The sequence below is a fragment of the Pseudomonas sp. GD04015 genome, assembly GCF_029837675.1.
Lineage (GTDB): Bacteria > Pseudomonadota > Gammaproteobacteria > Pseudomonadales > Pseudomonadaceae > Aquipseudomonas > Aquipseudomonas paralcaligenes.
The window spans coordinates 31,719-48,625 of record NZ_JAOEEE010000015.1 but is presented as its reverse complement, the minus strand read 5'-3'; the positions used below and the strand labels follow the sequence as shown (position 1 = coordinate 48,625).

The window sequence follows — 16,907 nt, the reverse complement described above, 5'->3', positions numbered from 1 at the left end:
AGAATGGACGAGGCGATCGTTGTCTTCTCTCGGAAAGGGATTTTCCAGACCACGATCATCGCGCGCGACATTCGCAGCAGGGAGCATGCGCGCAAGCTGTGGCCCCTAGTATCTCCCGGCGCATCACGGCAGATGGTGACATGGGTCAGTCCTTCCTTTGAAAACGGAAAGTTACGGCGGCGGTCCCATTTCCGGGCTCTTCCTGCTCAGCACACCTTTAATCCCAAAGTACACTTCGACAATGAAGAAGCCAGCCGGTGGCACACCGTGCAGGAAAGCCCCGAACACCGGCGAGCGAAAGAGCTTGTCGCGGCCGAACTCTTCCGACGCTTGAATGCTGGGCTTGCGATGCCGTGGGCCTTCAAGGACGCAGATGCGTCGGACTATCCGCTGGAAGGCAACTTGTTGCTCGGCGCCGACTTGGTGACGACCGAGCATCTCTTAGAGACGCCATTCGGCAGCAAATTTCGGCTCGACGTTGCTGTGCTCGGACCGCCGGTACAGGCCGAACCAATGGTGCTAGGCGGCGTTGAAATCGAACTTGGCCACGCCTTCGACGGACGCAAGGCATTGATCGGGAAGTCGCTTGGGTTTCCACTAATCTCCATCGACATCACCGAAATGACTCTGGACGAGCTTACGCAGGAGTGGGCACAGAGGGTCTTGACCGCGACCACACGGAACCACGAGCAAGGGCGCCGGCAGACCTATATCTATCTCCATGATCTGCTGTACCCACTCTACGCGCAGTTACCGGCATTCCTCGACGATGAGCAGCGCCACCAGTTCCTTGTATTCGCCGACAATGAGACCCTGAACAAGCTGGTACGCTGGATGAACTTGCTAGCCGAAAAACTGGAATACCCAAGGGGTGCGGTGGCCGTTGCCCTGATCAATGGCAAGAACGAACAATCACGCAAGATACTGGAACGAGCAGGACAGGTCGTCGGCCCCGACTGGAGTAGATTCAACGACCAGCGATGCCTACGACTGACCCTTCCACGTCCCAAAGGGCCGGCGGATCTCCAGGCCCATCGCTTTCACATGACGATGGCACGCATCCTTCTTTCACGCACTGATGCGCTCGTTGGATACAAGTATTGCAACGGCCTGGACAACGACTACCCCGAAGAAGACGTGTGGGTTGCACATCGCTGGATCTCCGATCTGAAAACCCATACCCAGCACCGCGTATTGCCGAAGCGACTGGCTGAACCAATCAATAGGTTGATCGCGGTGGTTTCGGACCTACATCGCAATAATGTGATAGCCAGCCAAGAGGCGTGACCATCTCATGCCGGAAATCATCCTGCGAGTAGACACTCCCGCGGAACTAAGGACTAGGCTTGCCGGACTGGATATTGGTGTCCCCACACGCTCGGAGGGGCGCCGGAACTACCATGCGGAGCGCTATTGCATCGCACATCTGCTCGCAACGCTGCCGATTGAACAGCTCTCGTTCCCACTGACCCTGACCCATTCCGATAAGCCGGATTTCCTTTTGGCAATGCCTGGTGTCGAAGTGGGGATCGAACATACCGAAGCTGTGCCGGAGAACATCGCCCGCGCTGACGCCCTTCGTGGAAGGGAAGGCTTGGGACCAGATGTCTATTTCACCCCCCATGCATCACCTGGAGAAGCCAGGAAGACTGCTGCTGAACTCCGCTGTGAGATCGACGCCGATGAGCCTGGCTCAGGCTGGTGTGGCGACTCGCCGGAGCGCGAATGGGCTGCGGCGATGGTGCACCACGTCAAGGAAAAGATGTCGAAGGCGGCGGCGGAAGGTTTTGTCCACCACCCGACCAACTGGCTGATCGTTTACGACAACTGGCCGCTACCAGCCATCAACTACACTAAATCAGCACTATACTTAATGCCACTCTTGGTGGACATCGGCGCTTTCTCTGTATTCGATACAATCTTCGTGCATGATGACTCGCATATGTGCGAGTTCAGTGACACTCCAGTCATCCATGCACTGGTCAAACTAGGCATCAATGCTCGCTCCGCTTGATTTTTATATCGTGACTGTCCAGTTACTTGCTCCTTGGTAGCCCCATCGACCAGCCGTACAATTGGATGCACGTCAACCTGACCGAGGCCGGATTGCAACCAATGAGTTCACTACCCCGAAGCTCCACCGCCTTAATCACTAATGATATGATACGCTACATAAAATCAAAAATCCGGTTGAAATTTATGACATTGGATATGCTTAGGAGCGGAGAAAGCGAGCATGGATATATTGTTACACGAGACACTTCGCAAGATTCAAGCAGGAAAAAAATCATTTAGCCCAGACAGTTCATCACTTGATGACCTAGAGAAATTTCAGAGCATTGCAAAAATAGCAGTTTATGCTTACAACCAAGGCTATATAGAAAAGGTGATCACCAGAAAGGAGTCCATGTCTGGCAACGGATACTATGCTGCAATACTCGTAAGTGGTGGTCTTACCTACGAGGGTGAGCGCGTCCTACAAAATTTTTCTGGGAAACCAACGCCAGTCGACGGAGATTTAGCTGAACTGTTTGACCGAATTTCAAGTTATAGCATTCGGGAAAAATGGGAAAAAGCGCTTCACCGTCGCATAACAGACCCAAGCGGAGCCATCACGGCCGCAAGAAGTCTACTTGAAACCACGCTAAAATGGATTATTGAACAGCGTGGCGGAAAACCCATTGAAAATAACAAGGAACTATTTAACAGAGCGATTGACCTCCTTGGAGTAGAGGTCAATGGAAAGCCTATTGAGAGAACCATTGAAGGTCTAAACTCAATAATTTGGGGCATAGGTGACATGAGAAATAAACACGGAGATGCACATGGCACGACATTGAACACCCCTCCGACAAAGAGCGAGGCAGGCTTCTGTGTGAACCTAGCCGGATCAGCAGCTTTATATCTACTGGAAGAGTTTGAGTCAGGAGAAAGCTGATGCACTCAGGGACATATGGCTAAACGCTCCAGCACGAAATCAAGGTGCTATGCAGTGGAACCCACGGTCAATCAGAACCTGAGTTTCCTCTCGCTTCATAGATAAGGCGGCAGGTGGATTTAGGCTTTACGGATAACAGCTGATCACCTTCTGGTTAGGTTAGGGATAGTGTTTAGTTCAAAGCTTTCTTGAAACTTCGATCCCCAACCATAAATGCCTCCAGCATATACGGGATCCAGCGTTACAGCATCAACCGTCTCGCCATAGATCTGCGCATGTAGCACTGCGTAACGGTCAAGGTCAGCCTTCAGGCTGGCCGGGCACGCGAAAGTCAGCTTGATGCTCGCGGTCTTGGGCAACGGCCCCAGTCGTAGCTTGCGTGTTGTACTCATTGCGAAGTCCCCCGATTGAAGAACAGCGGTTGGTAGGGTCGCAACACCAGATCCCGATTGACGATGATCCACACTGGAAGGCCCGGCCGCTCAGTCAATGTGGGCTGAATGTTCATGTTGCGCCGAGTCATCTCCTGTCCGACCTGGTTCACGCTGTCCTGCAAGCCGTCACGGCCGGCGATGATGATCCTATCGCCATCCTGGCGGTTCTCGGGCGCGGCCAGCTCGGCGCCGATGCCCAGCAACGTCGTCAACGCAGCACCGGCGAAAACGCGATCCCAGTGCCAATCCACGCCGTCCTCCAGACCTGCATAGCCGGCCGGATCGGTGCCCACGAGGTTGTCCAGCGTCAGCGAGGATGTGTCCGGCAGGATGATGCGATTCCACACCACCTGCACGCGGCTCTGCCCGTAGCTGACCTGGCTGTTGTAGCGGCCGAGGATGCGTGAGCCCTGCGGGATCAGCAGGTGCTTGCCGGTCGCCGTGTCGTAGACTGGTTCCGTCACCGTACCAATCACGTCACCCGGAAGATCCGACTTGATGCCCGTGACCAACGCGCCGGCGATCACCGTGCCGGCCATGACCTGGTACGGCGACGCCGGTAGCTGCAGGCTCCCGGAATTGCGGGTTTCTGTAGAGCCGGCTTGCAGGAACGCCTCTTTCTGCTCCTGCCGGTTCTGCACGGCTGTCGGATCGAGGGGTTGCGCCGCCGTCGAGGTGGGGCCGGCGGCCAGCGGATCGAGGCCCGCCAGTGTTGCTGCATTCGCGGCAGGATGTGCAGGCGCAGCCATGGCTGGGTGTTGGCCGCCTGTGCGGAAGAACACCGACGAGGCTGCTGCTTCCTCCGCCTCCTTCAACCGCGCCAGCCGCTCAGCCTCGGCGGGATCGTGCCCAGGTGTGGTGTAGCTGGGTGCCGCAGGTCGTTGCGACTGCACGATGGCCGGGCCAAGGTCGCCCGGCAGCGGCGGCCCCAGTCCGGGTGGCTGCGCCGGCGGCGGCAGCTTGGAGTAGTCCGAGGGCAGTCGGTCGAGCCCTTCGGAACGCGAAACCCGGTCGACGTTGTACAGCTCGGCCGGATCGCTGCCACCTCGTGGCTTCGGTGGTTGCAGGGACCAGATGGTAGCTCCCAGCACCGCGGCGGAGAGCCCACCGGCAAGCACGGCCAGGGTACGCCGGTTCAACCGCGTGACCGGGCGCGGCTGGGCACGCAGCACGACCGACTCGGGCGGAACCTTGCCGGCGGGCGGCGCAGCCAAGTCGGGAGTATCGTCCTGGCTCATGCTCAGTTCCCCCGCGCCACGCCATCCGTACGTTCGATGCGCACCATGTCGCCCTTGTCACCGCCCAGGCGCAACTCGGCCGCGCCGAACAGCCGGTCCACGATGTAGTACGGCGAGCGGAAGCGGTAGTTGACCAGTTGCCCATCGCCCTGAGCGCCGATCACGAACAGCGGTGGCAGCTCGCCCTGGGCGATACCGGAGGGAAATTGGATGTAGACCTTCTCGCCATCATCGAAGGCAAGCAACGGCTGCCACGGCGGCTTGCTGCCGCTGATCGCATAGCGAAAGCGGATCTTCTCCAGCGAGAGGCCGGTATCGATTGGCGCACTCGCCTGCGCGGTCTGCGCCTGGCGCTGCAGGGCCAGCATCCGGTCCTTCGGGTAATCCCAGGACACCGAGGCCATCCAGGCTTTCTCGGTCGAGGTCAGTTCGACCAGGTAGGTGCGCCGACTGGTCGTGATCACCAGGTTCGTCTTGAGGTTCGAGCGGATCGGCTTGACCAACACGTTGACACGCAGCGCATCGCCGGCGCCGCTGGAGGTGTCGCCGACGATCCAGCGCACCGTGTCGCCAGCAGCCACCGTCACCAGTTCCTCCCCGGCCTGCAACGTGATCACCGTCACCCGCCCTGGGGCGGCATAGACCTGGTACAGCGCGCCGTCGCTGTAGGGCCAGACCTGGATCGCATTGACGTAACCCTCACGGGTGGGCGCCACCCTCGCCTCCTGGTTCGCACGCGACACCCTCACCTTCTCGTCGGCCGGCTCCGGAGCAGGACCAGCCTCGTCCGGCAATGGCTTCATCTGCCCTGGCATCGGTAGCACCTTCGGCACCGCCACCACTTCCACCGGCTTCGGCGGCTCAGGCAGCGACTGCACCCGCACCGGCTCGTCGAGCGGGATGCGCGGCGGCGGCTTGCCGTGCGTCGCACAGCCCGACAACGCGGCAACCAATGCAAGCAGGCTCACTCTCTGAAGAGTGCGCGAGTCCAGTTCGAGACGAGGCGAAAACATCGGAAAGATGAGCCGGCACATCTCGGCAGCCCGCTGGCGATACTCGTTCTCCATAGCTTGGCGCTGCGTAGAGGAAAGCGGCAGCGAACCGGACTGGCGCGGATGGTGCGAAGTGGGGTTGCTGGGTCGTGCGTTCATGGCTTGGCTCCTTCAGAGACATCGAGCTCGCGGCTCCACGACAGCCCATTGACGTAGATACCCAAGGGGTTCTTGCGCAGTCGCTGTTCGGTGCGCGGGGTCTGCAGAACCGTGGAGATGACTGCGTTCCAGCGCTCGGTGCCGGCAGGCGCGCCGTTGACGAAACGCCGCTCCGTCCAGCGCACGTTGAAGGAGGCTTCGCTGGCCCGCACGACGCTGCTGACCTGCACCGTCACCGACTCCTTGCCCACGCGAACGAACGGATCGTTGGTGCGCGCATAGTCGTTGAGCACGGCCGCACCACGGTCGGTGGTGTAGTCGTAGGCCTCGAGCCAGTTCTGCCGCACTACGATCGGATCGATCGACAGCGAGCGCACCAGCGTGACGAAGCGCGCCAAGTGGTAGGCGACCTGGGCATCGGCCGGTCGGTAGGGGGTGGCGGCCTCGCCAACCGCGCGCACTTGGCCGGTCCGGTCCACCTCCACCACGTAGGGCGTGACGATGGACTGCGCCGAGCGCCAGACCAGGCCGCCCGCCATCAGCAGCGCGAGCGCCAGGCAGCCGAAGGCCATCAGGCGCCAGTTCTTCGCCTGCACGCGGGCCGAGCCAATGCGCTCGTCCCATGCCTGGGCGGCAGCCTGGTACGGGGTCGCGGGTTGTGGCGTCTCGGCGAAACGCACCCACGGTCGTTTGAAGCGCATGGCTTACCCTCCTTATGAGTCCGAATCCCGCAGGCTCGGACCACTGCCCGATCCACCGCCATCACCACTGCGCAACGTGTGCGCAACGGTGGTGGCGGCATGGCTGATCTGCTGACGCCTCTGCAGGCGCCTGGCCCAGGCCGGCTGCGCCGTTGCCGCGGGGGTAGCGTCGACGGACTCGCCCTGGGTCGCATTGCCCTGAATGCCCCTGCCGGCGCCAGAAGTGGCACCGGCCCCTTCGGCTTGGAAGGCGGAAGCCGCGCGTGACTTGAGTGAACGCATACCGGCGGCAACCCTCTGTCCCGCAGCCTGCGTGCCGACCTTGGCAACGCTACCCAAGCCGGCCGCGGCGCCCTTGAGGCCGCCACCGGCAGCGGAAGATCCGAGTTGGAATGCGGCACGCGCACTGCTAGCTGTCGAGGTGGCGGCACGCACGCCACTGCCAGCAATCCTGGCGGCGGCCGGCGCCATACGCGCCCCGGCCGCAACCGCAGCACCGACACCCGTTGCAGCGGCGCCCACGGCGACGGCCGTACCCGCCGCGCCGAGTGCGGCGCCCGCCATTGCCCCCGCCCCCAGCTGCGGGCCGCCGGAAATCAGTCCGGCGGCGATCCCCGGGCCGAAGATGCCTAGGGCGAGCAACGCCAGCGAAGCCAGCATGACCACCAGTGCGTGGTCGATGGAGGGCTCGTCGGGGTGCACCTGGAACTCGGCGAACAACCCCGTTCCGATACCGACGATCACTGCCAATACCAGCACCTTGACGCCGGAGGACACCACGTTGCCCAGCACCTTCTCGGCCAGGAACGCGGTCTTGTTCCACAGCGCGAACGGCACCAGCACGAACCCCGCGAGCGTGGTGAGCTTGAACTCGATCAGGGTGATGAACAGCTGCACCGCCAGCACGAAGAAGCAGACGATGACCACCAGGTAGGCCAGGAACAGGATGACGATGGGGTCGAGGTTGACGAACACCTCGGGGAAGCCAGTCAGTTCGCCGATCTGCTCCAGGATCGGCGCGCCGGCGTCGATGCCGGTTTTCGCCAGCCGCCCCGGCTGCAGGAAAGTCTCCATGCTGAGCGCGCCGGTTGCCGTCAGGCCCAGCCCGGCGAAGGAGCGGAAGACGATGCCGGCCAGCCAGTTGAAGTTGCCGATGATGTAGGCAAAGGCACCGACGTAGAGCACCTTGCGGATCAACTTCGCCATCACGTCCTCGCCCTGGCCGGTGGCGTGACCGAGCGACCAGTAGAGCCCGGCAATCGTCATATCGATCGCTATAAGCGTGGCGGTCAGGTAGGCGACTTCCCCTTGCAGCAACCCGAATCCCGAGTCGATGTAGCGCGAGAAGGTATCGAGGAAGCGGTCGATGACCGTGACATCGTTCATGGCGCGTCCTCCTTGACGACAACCCGCCGCGCACCGCTTTCGGCCACCTCGTCGCCAGGCTCATCGAAGGTCGGTGGAATCGGCGGTAACTCCTCAAGGACGACATACTCGTCCGGGCCGGAGTGGCCGGCGAAGAAGCGGCGCTGGTACGCCACGGCGGCGGCCCTGCAGATCCCCTCGCCCACCGCCTGCCAGTCAGCCGCACACTTCGCACGCAGAGTCGCGAGCCGGGCGGGATGGGTGGCCAGCGTTTCGGCCAGATCCCTGCAGGACGGCCGATCGCAGGCTGCCGACAAGACGATCGAGAGCACGAGAAGACTGCGCATGCCGGCCACCTCAGTTCCCGTAGAACCGGACCGTTTGCGGGGTGTACGGCGTGCCCTCGCCCAGGAAGCGTCGCCGAACCTCGCGGGCGCGCTCGGTCGCCGCCGCCTGCCGCGCCAGCTCCAGCGAGGCCGCGCGATCCTGGGTGAGCTGCAGCTGCTGCGCCTGGATGGACTGCTTGGCCTGCAGGGCCAGCAACTGGTTGGTCGCCTGCATGGCCTGCAGAGCACCCGTGGCCGACTGGCTCTGTCCCACCAGGTCGGCCAGGGCGCTTTCATCCTCGCCCAGGTTCCGCGACACCTGCGCCTGCATGCGCATCGCGGTATGCAGGCCGTCGAGTGTGTGCTGCCAGCGCTCGCGGGCATCCCGGTACATCTGGTCGCCGCTGACGGTGGCGGCGTACTCCGCTGGGTACAACCGGGCGAACTCGCGGTCGAGGTTCTGCACGTCATAGGCCAGCCCCTGCGCCTCGGCGATCAGTTGATCGCTCCTCGCCAACGACGAGCGCAGCCGGTTGACGATGTTGAAGTCCAGGTTCGCCAGGTTGCGCGCCTGGTTGATGAGCATCTGCGATTCGTTCTGCAGTTGCTCCACCTGGTTGTTGATCTGCTCCAGCGTGCGGATCGCGATCAAGGTGTTCTGCACGAGGTTCGTCGGGTCGATGACGGTGAATGCCGACACGGGCTGAACAGCCAGCAACGAGACCGACAGCATGGCGGCGAGGGACGTGGAAAGCGCGCGGGTTTTCATGGCGAAACCTCCTGAAAGGACGCGGCGGATGGTGCGGACGGCAGCAGCTCGGCCGCCCAGTCGAGGCCGCGATGACGCAGCCAGGCTGCGGCGAAACCCGGCACCCCGACCTCGCGCAGCACGTCGTCGATGGCGCGCTGGTCCTGGGGCATCGAGGCGCCGGCGAACGCCAGCGCGACCGGCCCCAGGTCGAGGTCGAACAGGCGGTTGCCAGCACGGGACTGGTAGTAGTAATCGCGCTTGGGCTGCGCGGTGGCGACAATCTCGATCTGCCGGCCGTTGAGACCGAAGCCCTCGTAGATCGCGCGGATCTGCGGTTCGGTGGCCTGCGGGTTGGGCAAGAAGATGCGGCTCGCGCAGCTCTCGATGATCGCCGGGGCGATGGTCGAGTCCTTGATGTCGGCGAGCGACTGCGTGGCGAAGATCACGCTGACGTTCTTCTTGCGCAGCGTCTTCAGCCACTGGCGAATACGCGCGGCGAACACCGGGTCGTCGAGGAACAGCCAAGACTCGTCGAGGATCAGCAGCGTCGGCGCGCCGTCGAAACGCTCCTCGAAGCGCGCGAACAGGTAGCCCAGCACGGCCAGCACCGCCGCCTTGCTGGGCATCAGCTCCTCCATCTCGAAGCACTGCACGTCGGCCATGCCCAGATAGTCGAGGTCGGCGTCGAGCAACTTGCCGTGCGCCCCACCGAGCACATAGGGCGCGAGCGCCTGACGTAGCGCGTTCGACTGCAACAGCACCGACAGGCCGGTGAGCGTACGCTGTTCGACCGGCGCGCCGGCGAGGCTGCCGAGCGCCGACCAGATGACCGCCTTCTCGTCGGGACCAACGACCACGCCCTCGTGTGCCAGACGGCCCTCCACCCACTCGGCCGCCCAGGTGCGGTAGCCCGCCTGGTCGATGCGCGCGAGCGGCTGGAAGGCGATCGCGCCATCGGCGCCCAGATCATAGTGCTCGCCCCCCAGGCCCAGCCCCGTCGCCCGCATGGAGCGCCCCATGTCGAAAGCGAAGATGCGCGAACCGGGGTAGCGGCGGAACTGCATCGCCAGCGTGGCGAGCAGGACGGACTTGCCCATGCCGGTCGGGCCGACGACCAGCGTGTGTCCCACGTCGCCGATATGGGTCACCAGCCGGAAGGGCGTCGCGCCCTCGGTGCGGGTGATGATCAACGGTGGACCATCGAGATGAGCGTTGCGCTCTGGCCCGGCCCAGACCGCCGACACTGGCATCAGGTGGGCAAGATTCAGCGTCGAAACGATGGGCTGGCGCACGTTGGCATAGGCATTGCCCGGCACCGACGACAGCCACGCCTCCACCGAATTGAGGGTTTCCGGGATGGTCACAAAGCCCCGCCCTTGGATGACACGCTCCACCCTGCGCAGCTTCTCGTCGGCCACGGCAGCGTCAGCATCGAGCACCACCACGGTGGCGGTGACGAAACCGAAGGCGACCTGGTCGCTACCCAGCTCCTGCAGAGCGGCATCCGCGTCGGCCGCCTTGTTGCTGGCGTCAGTGTCGACCAGCGGGCTCTCCTGCTGGAAGAGGGTTTCGCGCAACAGCGCCAGGATGTTCTTGCGCTTGGCGAACCACTGGCGGCGCAGACGGCCAAGTTCCTTTTCCGCCTCGGCCTTGTCCAGGCAGAGGAAGCGCGTGCTCCAGCGATAAGCGAAGCCCAGCCGGTTGAGGTCATCCAGAATCCCTGGCCAGGTCGAGGTCGGGAAACCACGCACCGTCACCACGCGCAGGTGCGCGTCGCCCAGCATCGGCGCCAGGCCGCCGAGCAGCGGGGTATCAGCCAGCAGCGTGTCGAGGTGGAACGGCACTTCCGGCGTGGCGATGCGGTAGCGCCGTGTCGAAACGGTCGCGCGCAGGTAGCTCAGCGTCTCGCCGTCATCGAGCCAGTCGATCTCCGGCATCACGCCCACGAGCAGATCGAAGATGCGTTCGGTCTCCGCGATAAAGGCCGTGAGGCGCTCGCGCCAGTCCACGCCGGCGGTTGGTGTGTTCTCGTACAGCAACCTGGCCGCGCGGGCATGCGACTCCTCCGGCGGCAGGTATTGCAGCGTGAGGTGGTAACCGCTCTCGAAGTGCTCGCCGGACTCCTCGAACGTCGCGCGCCGCTCTTCGTCCACCAGCCACGACAGCGGTTCGGGGAAGTCCGAGTGCGGATAATCCGCCAACGACCTGCGCTCAGCCTCGACGAACAGCGCCCACCCCGCGCCGAGCCGACGCAGCGCGTTGTTCAGGCGCGCCGTGGTGGCCACCAACTCACCTTGCGTAGCGCTGTCCAGGTCCGGACCACGAAAACGCGCCGTGCGCTGGAACGAGCCGTCCTTGTTAAGTACGACGCCGGGCGCGACCAGGCCGGCCCAGGGCAGCCAGTCGGCGAGCAAGGCCGGGCGCTGGCGGTACTCGTTGAGGTTCAGCATCGTGGCCCCCTCCCCTCACACGTCCAGCAGCGGCTTGTGCTTGAGGTGCCGGGCGAACACCTGCATGAACTGCGGGTCGACACGCGCGCCCCATACGGCAAGTGCGTGGCCAACCAGCCACAGCGCCAGGCCCGGCAACCAAAGCTGCAGGCCCAGCCCGACGGCGGCGGCCAGCGTGCCGTTGGCGATCGCCACGGTGCGCGGCGCGCCACCGAGCAAGATCGGCTCGGTCAGCGAGCGGTGCAGCGGCACCTCGAAGCCCGGCAGGTCGCTTCCCGTACTCATACGACGGCCCCGCCGGAGAAGCTGAAGAAGGACAGGAAGAACGAGGACGCGGCGAAAGCGATGCTCAAGCCGAACACGATCTGGATCAGCTTGCGAAAGCCGCCGCTAGTGTCGCCGAAGGCCAGCGCCAGGCCCGTGGCGATGATGATGATTACCGCCACGATGCGCGCCACCGGCCCCTGGATCGACTCGAGGATGGATTCGAGCGGGCCTTCCCAGGGCATCGAGGAACCGGCTGCATGTGCCGAGCCAGCCATCAGCAGGAGCACGACCGCCAGTAGCAGCCCCTGTTGCGCCGACTTGGCCACGCAGCGCAGGCGGTCAAGACGAAAAAGCGGATTGTCAGAAATGCGCAAAGCCTGAGAGGGCGTCATGGCAGTTCTCCAGTAGAGTCAAGGGACGGGGAGGAAGTCGGCGACAGCTCGGGAAGCGGCGCTTCCAGCGCATCCGCCAGTTGGTAGCCCGTATCGTCGAAGCCGACGACACGGGTGATGCTTTCAACGTGGCGCTTGCGGCCACGCCCGGCGATGCGCACCACGACGTTGATGGCGTCGGCGATCAACGCACGCGGCGCGTTCGCGGCGACTTCGAGAATCAGTTGCTCCAGGCGCAGCAATGCGCCTTGCGCGGAACCGGCGTGGATGGTGGCGATGCCGCCCGGATGGTCGGTGCCCCACAGCTTGACGAGATCCAGCGCCTCACCGCCGCGCACCTCGCCGACGACCACGCGGTCGGGGCGCAGTCGCATCGTGGCCCGCGCCAGATCACGCATGGAGGCCACATTGCTATGCGTCCGCAGCGGCACATGGTCGCGGGCCACGCATTGCAGCTCCACCGTGTCTTCGAGCACGAGAATGCGATCGCCAGTGGTGGCGATCTCGGCGAGCAAGGCATTGGCGAGCGTGGTCTTGCCGGTACTGGTGCCGCCGGCAATCAGGATGTTCTGCCGCTCGTGCACCGCGCCGCGCAGGAACTCGGCCTGCGCGACGGTCATCATCCCGTCGGTCACGTAGCGCTCCAGCGGGATGACGCCCACGGCGCGCTTGCGCAGCGCGAAGGCCGGTCCCGGTGCCACCGGCGGCAGAACGCCCTCGAACCGCTCGCCCGTCTCGGGCAGCTCGGCGGACAGCAGCGGCTGGCCGCGATGCACTTCCGCACCGACATGCGCGGCGACCAAGCGGATGATGCGTTCGCCGTCTTCCTCGGACAGCTCCGCGCCCAGCGGCGCGCGCCCCGACGACAGGCGATCGACCCACAGCGTGCGATCGGGGTTGAGCATGATCTCCACCACGTCCGGGTCCTCGAGCGCGGCGGCGATCACCGGCCCCATCGCTGTGCGCAGCATGAGAATGCGTCGGTCCAACGAGACCGCCGTGGCACTCATGAGACACGCTCCCGAGCTTCGTCCAACGCTGCCTCATCTATGCGCGGGCCGTCCGGGTACAGCTCCTCGACCACATCGCGTACCAGGCTGCGCCCACGCAACAGGTGGCGGCCGAGCTGCTCGACGAACTGCTCGAAACGCGCCTTGCCCTGGGCCTTGGCCGCCTCCTGGTGCGCCTCGGGCACCGGCGTGCTGACGGTCAGGAAGTAGCGCACGAACAGCGCCAGCGTCTCGATCTCGATGGCCTGGTCGCGCTCCAGGCGCTCGAACTGGCGCGACAGGCGATCCAGCCGCTTGGCGATGGCCGCCTCGCGCTGGTCGCCCGCATCCGGCGACAGCCAGGACGCCAGGGCCGCCGCCACGATGGAGGACTTGGACACGCCCTTCTTGGCGGCCAGCTCATCAAGGCGCTTGGCGTGTTCCGGCTGGATGAACAAGTTGAGGCGGTACTGGCTCATAGCTGGATTCCGTCGTCTGGATCTAGGGAAGCCAGCCGCGCGACGCGCTGCATGGCCGGATCGAGCTGGCAAGGGAGAACGGGCTGCAGGTCGTCGTCATCGAGCAGCGCCAGGTCGCTGCATGCCGGCGCCCGCTCCGGGCTGTAGACGACGGTCTCGGACAGTTCAGGCTGGTGGCGTGGGCCACCCTCCTCCTCGGTGGCGGCCAATTCATCGCCCAGGTCCTCAGCCAAGGGCGCCGGCACAGCCGGCATGGCCAGGCCGCTCCAGTCGTCCGCCCGCGCCGGCGGTGCGTCGGCGTAGCGCCCGGCCACAATGGCGGGAGGTGGCAGCACGCGACGCTTGAAGTTGGCGTCGCTGTAGTAGCGCAACTTCCTGGCCCGGATCGGCGCGACGCTGGAGACCATCACCACGGCATCGTCCGGCGGCAGCTGCATCACCTCTCCAGGCGTCAGCAGCGGCCGAGCCGTTTCCTGGCGCGATACCATCAGGTGCCCCAACCACGGCGCGAGCCGGTGGCCCGCGTAGTTACGCTGTGCGCGCAGCTCGGTCGCGGTGCCCAGCGTCTCGGAAATGCGCTTGGCCGTGCGCTCGTCGTTGGTGGCGAAGGTCACGCGCACGTGGCAGTTGTCGAGGATGGAATGGTTCTGCCCGTAGGCCTTGTCGATCTGGTTGAGCGATTGGGCAATGAGAAAGCTGCGGATGCCGTAACCGGCCATGAAGGCAAGCGCCGTCTCGAAGAAGTCGAGCCTGCCCAACGCTGGGAACTCGTCGAGCATCAGCAGTAGCTTGTGGCGGCGCTCGATGCCGTCAGAACCGTCGAGCGATTCGGTGAGCCGCCGCCCGATCTGGTTCAAGATGAGGCGGATCAGCGGCTTGGTACGGCTGATATCGGACGGCGGCACCACCAGATACAGCGACACCGGATGTTCGGCGGCGATCAGATCGGCGATGCGCCAGTCGCACCGCGAGGTGACCTCGGCCACCGTGGGGTCGCGGTACAGGCCGAGGAACGACATGGCGGTGCTCAGCACACCCGAGCGCTCGTTCTCCGACTTGTTGAGCACTTCGCGGGCGGCGGATGCCACCACCGGGTGCGTGCCGTCGCCCAGGTGACGCGTCGTCATCATCTGGTGCAGCGTCACCTCGAACGGATACGCCGGATCGCTCAGGAAGTTGGCGACGCCGCGCAGCGTCTTGTCCTCACCCGCGTAGAGCACGTGCAGGATGGCTCCGACCAGCAGCGCGTGCGAGGTCTTTTCCCAATGGTTGCGGCGCTCCAGTGCGCCCTCGGGATCGACCAGGATGTCGGCGATGTTCTGCACATCGCGAACTTCATGCGAGCCGCGCCGAACCTCCAGCAACGGGTTGTAGGCGGCCGAAAGCGGATCGGTGGGATTGAACAGCAGGCAGTGCGAGAAGCGCGAGCGCCAGCCGGCGGTCAGGTTCCAGTTCTCGCCCTTGATGTCGTGAATGACCGCCGAGGCCGGCCAGCTCAGCAACGTGGGGATAACCAGACCTACGCCCTTGCCGGAGCGGGTCGGCGCGAAGGCCAGGACATGCTCAGGCCCATCGTGACGCAGGTACAGGTCGTCATATCGCCCAAGGAAGACACCCGCCGGCCGATCCAGGCCCGCCGAGTGGATGTCGGCGGCCTCGGCCCAGCGCGCCGAACCATAGGTTGTGACCAGGCGCGACTGGCGTGAACGCCTGATCGACATGGCGATGGCGACGCCCACGGCGACCAGGCCACTGGCAGCGGCGATGGCACCACCTGTGTCGAAAATCTCCGGCGCATAGGCGCCGAAGAAGAACCACCAGTCGAACAGCCGCCAGGGGTGATAGACCGGAGTGCCGAAGCAGTCGAACCAGGGCGAGCCCAGGCATACCTGATAGCCCAGGGCGGCGGCTGTCCATTGTGTGGCGGCCCACACGCCGGCGATCACGATGCCGAATACGGCGGCGATCTGCCCGAACAGCACGTTCGTCCCTTGCATTGCCTGGCTCCCGATTTCTCCTATGAAGGCAGCAAAAAATGCTGGCTGCGTGGTCGAGATTCGGTGCCGGGTCAGTGCCGGTCAAAGACCTTTATCGGGACAAGAATGGACTGGAGAGCATCAATTCATGCGAGAGCGAATGCAGAGAAACCGCCGCAATCGCGAGCGCATTACGACGTGCTGAACAAGCAAGTGGACGATTTAGCAGATCGCCAACGATCAGAACTTGGGCGGCTCCTTCGGCGGTGTATAGGGCACCGTTCCATCGCCATAGAAGCGCTTGCGCGTGGCCTCAGCGACACGACTGCACAGCTCGTCACCCAGTGCGGCACGATCCAGTTTGCACTGCTGACGCAGCTCTTTCAGCCGCGCGGGATCGGCTGCGAGCTCGTCAACCGTGGGCAACGCCGACGGCGTCGGTGTTTCAGGCTGACCGCAGGCCGCAAGGGCCAGGACACAGAGAAACGGCATAATTTTCTTCATGGCTCGATTTCCTCCCTGGTATTGGTCTGGCTAGCAATCTGGACGTCATCCGAAGAATCGATGGTCTGTACCCGCTCGATGAAGCGAGCCAGCGTTGCCGACGGTTCACGCGGCGAACGCAGCAGATAGGTCGTAAGTTGAGGAGAGCCCCTTAATGCGCGCCCCACGACACCCGATTCGCGGCTAGCCGCGATGCACGACTCGCCGGTCAGACCCAGGGCGAAACCAGCCGCGACAAGCGCCATCATCAAGTCGCAAGAGGCCACCTGTTCCGCGACCAGCGGCTCCGCTTCAGCCTGACGCAGGAAGCGCTCGACCTGGCGCGCATGGCCTTCACACGCCTGTGGGTCACATAACACCAGCGGATAGCGCAGCAATTCCTCCAACGGAATGCGCTTGTGGGACAGGATGGGATGGCGCTCCGGCACCGCTACCAACAGCGGATCACTCCAGGCCGGAACGGTGACGATGCCATCCCCAACCTCATCCGACTGGGCGAACCCCACGTCATACAGATCGTCGTGCAGCCCCTTGATCTGCTGCGACAACGGCACTTCAGACAGGCGAATCTCGACCTCCGGTTCTTCTTGCCGGCATAGCGCCAGAAACGAAGAGAAGCGCAAGGGAGATATCCCGTCCGAGAGAGCCACCCTCAGTTGGCCGCAGTACCCATTCGCGACGGCCTTCACGCTGTCGCGCGCCTGTTGCAAAGCAGTGAATACGCGCGGCACATGCTCCAGAAACAGTCGCCCGGCATGCGTAATCCTCGTACTCCGCGTGGTTCGCAAGAAAAGCCTTGTGCCCAGTTCCTCCTCGAGCTCCTTGATCGCACGCGACAAGGGCGACTGCTCGATGTGCAGCCGCTCAGCCGCTCGCGCGAAGTGCAATTCCTCTGCAACAGCGAGGAAGCAACGAAGATGCCTGAACTCCATGTGTATTTTCTCCT

At 63.8% G+C, this 16,907-nt stretch carries 17 protein-coding genes and 1 pseudogene; 3 read left to right on the top strand and 15 right to left on the bottom strand.

From position 1 onward, the window contains the following. The first annotated feature begins 3 nt into the window (after positions 1 to 3). The 3 genes from N7640_RS14510 (at position 4) to N7640_RS14500 (ending at position 2,938) form a co-directional block, all read left to right on the top strand. Positions 4 to 1,287, top strand: a complete 1,284-nt coding sequence (locus N7640_RS14510; RefSeq protein WP_279903976.1) for a hypothetical protein — start codon at positions 4 to 6, stop codon at positions 1,285 to 1,287. Positions 1,288 to 1,294: 7 nt separating this feature from the next. Continuing rightward, on the top strand, positions 1,295 to 2,014 hold the full coding sequence (locus tag N7640_RS14505) for a hypothetical protein (protein ID WP_279903977.1): 720 nt from the start codon (positions 1,295 to 1,297) through the stop codon (positions 2,012 to 2,014). A 222-nt stretch (positions 2,015 to 2,236) separates the two neighbouring features. Then, complete coding sequence (locus tag N7640_RS14500) at positions 2,237 to 2,938, top strand: abortive infection family protein (RefSeq protein WP_279903978.1); 702 nt, start codon at positions 2,237 to 2,239, stop codon at positions 2,936 to 2,938. A 172-nt stretch (positions 2,939 to 3,110) separates the two neighbouring features. On the opposite strand, the pseudogene N7640_RS14495 reads toward N7640_RS14500, so the two are convergent. The 15 genes and pseudogenes from N7640_RS14495 to N7640_RS14425 all read right to left on the bottom strand — a co-directional run bounded on the left by N7640_RS14495 (position 3,111) and on the right by N7640_RS14425 (position 16,893). Further along, positions 3,111 to 3,330, bottom strand: a pseudogene (locus N7640_RS14495) (DUF2274 domain-containing protein). Then, complete coding sequence (locus N7640_RS14490) at positions 3,327 to 4,610, bottom strand: TrbI/VirB10 family protein (protein ID WP_279903979.1); 1,284 nt, start codon at positions 4,608 to 4,610, stop codon at positions 3,327 to 3,329. The pseudogene N7640_RS14495 and the gene N7640_RS14490 overlap by 4 nt, the downstream one beginning before the upstream one ends. Before the next feature lie 2 nt (positions 4,611 to 4,612). After that, positions 4,613 to 5,623, bottom strand: a complete 1,011-nt coding sequence (gene trbG / locus N7640_RS14485; protein ID WP_279904024.1) for a P-type conjugative transfer protein TrbG — start codon at positions 5,621 to 5,623, stop codon at positions 4,613 to 4,615. Between the two features lie 134 nt (positions 5,624 to 5,757). Continuing rightward, positions 5,758 to 6,462: a conjugal transfer protein TrbF gene (gene trbF / locus N7640_RS14480; RefSeq protein WP_279903980.1), complete on the bottom strand. Its 705-nt coding sequence runs from the start codon at positions 6,460 to 6,462 to the stop codon at positions 5,758 to 5,760. 12 nt (positions 6,463 to 6,474) lie between these two features. Next, positions 6,475 to 7,848: a P-type conjugative transfer protein TrbL gene (trbL, locus tag N7640_RS14475; protein ID WP_279903981.1), complete on the bottom strand. Its 1,374-nt coding sequence runs from the start codon at positions 7,846 to 7,848 to the stop codon at positions 6,475 to 6,477. Continuing rightward, the gene (locus N7640_RS14470) at positions 7,845 to 8,174 is read right to left on the bottom strand and encodes a hypothetical protein (protein ID WP_279903982.1); all 330 of its coding nucleotides are present in this window, start codon (positions 8,172 to 8,174) and stop codon (positions 7,845 to 7,847) included. Before N7640_RS14470 ends, trbL begins: the two co-directional genes overlap by 4 nt. 10 nt (positions 8,175 to 8,184) lie before the next feature. After that, the gene (gene trbJ, locus N7640_RS14465) at positions 8,185 to 8,922 is read right to left on the bottom strand and encodes a P-type conjugative transfer protein TrbJ (protein ID WP_279903983.1); all 738 of its coding nucleotides are present in this window, start codon (positions 8,920 to 8,922) and stop codon (positions 8,185 to 8,187) included. After that, entirely contained in the window at positions 8,919 to 11,354 is a 2,436-nt protein-coding gene (gene trbE / locus N7640_RS14460) for a conjugal transfer protein TrbE (RefSeq protein ID WP_279903984.1), read from the bottom strand. Before trbE ends, trbJ begins: the two co-directional genes overlap by 4 nt. A gap of 15 nt (positions 11,355 to 11,369) precedes the next feature. Next, the gene (locus N7640_RS14455) at positions 11,370 to 11,639 is read right to left on the bottom strand and encodes a VirB3 family type IV secretion system protein (protein ID WP_061338602.1); all 270 of its coding nucleotides are present in this window, start codon (positions 11,637 to 11,639) and stop codon (positions 11,370 to 11,372) included. Then, positions 11,636 to 12,013 (bottom strand): TrbC/VirB2 family protein, encoded by a 378-nt coding sequence (locus N7640_RS14450; RefSeq protein ID WP_279903985.1) that lies wholly within the window; start codon positions 12,011 to 12,013, stop codon positions 11,636 to 11,638. Before N7640_RS14450 ends, N7640_RS14455 begins: the two co-directional genes overlap by 4 nt. Continuing rightward, a complete protein-coding gene (gene trbB / locus N7640_RS14445) occupies positions 12,010 to 13,023 on the bottom strand; it encodes a P-type conjugative transfer ATPase TrbB (protein ID WP_279903986.1) in 1,014 nt (337 codons plus the stop codon). The genes N7640_RS14450 and trbB overlap by 4 nt, the downstream gene beginning before the upstream one ends. Continuing rightward, the gene (locus N7640_RS14440) at positions 13,020 to 13,481 is read right to left on the bottom strand and encodes a CopG family transcriptional regulator (RefSeq protein ID WP_279903987.1); all 462 of its coding nucleotides are present in this window, start codon (positions 13,479 to 13,481) and stop codon (positions 13,020 to 13,022) included. Before N7640_RS14440 ends, trbB begins: the two co-directional genes overlap by 4 nt. Further along, positions 13,478 to 15,478, bottom strand: coding sequence for a conjugal transfer protein TraG (locus tag N7640_RS14435; protein WP_279903988.1), 2,001 nt, complete (start codon positions 15,476 to 15,478; stop codon positions 13,478 to 13,480). The genes N7640_RS14440 and N7640_RS14435 overlap by 4 nt, the downstream gene beginning before the upstream one ends. A gap of 219 nt (positions 15,479 to 15,697) precedes the next feature. Then, on the bottom strand, positions 15,698 to 15,961 hold the full coding sequence (locus N7640_RS14430) for an EexN family lipoprotein (RefSeq protein ID WP_279903989.1): 264 nt from the start codon (positions 15,959 to 15,961) through the stop codon (positions 15,698 to 15,700). Continuing rightward, positions 15,958 to 16,893 (bottom strand): LysR substrate-binding domain-containing protein, encoded by a 936-nt coding sequence (locus tag N7640_RS14425; RefSeq protein WP_279903990.1) that lies wholly within the window; start codon positions 16,891 to 16,893, stop codon positions 15,958 to 15,960. The genes N7640_RS14430 and N7640_RS14425 overlap by 4 nt, the downstream gene beginning before the upstream one ends. Between the last annotated feature and the right edge of the window lie 14 nt (positions 16,894 to 16,907).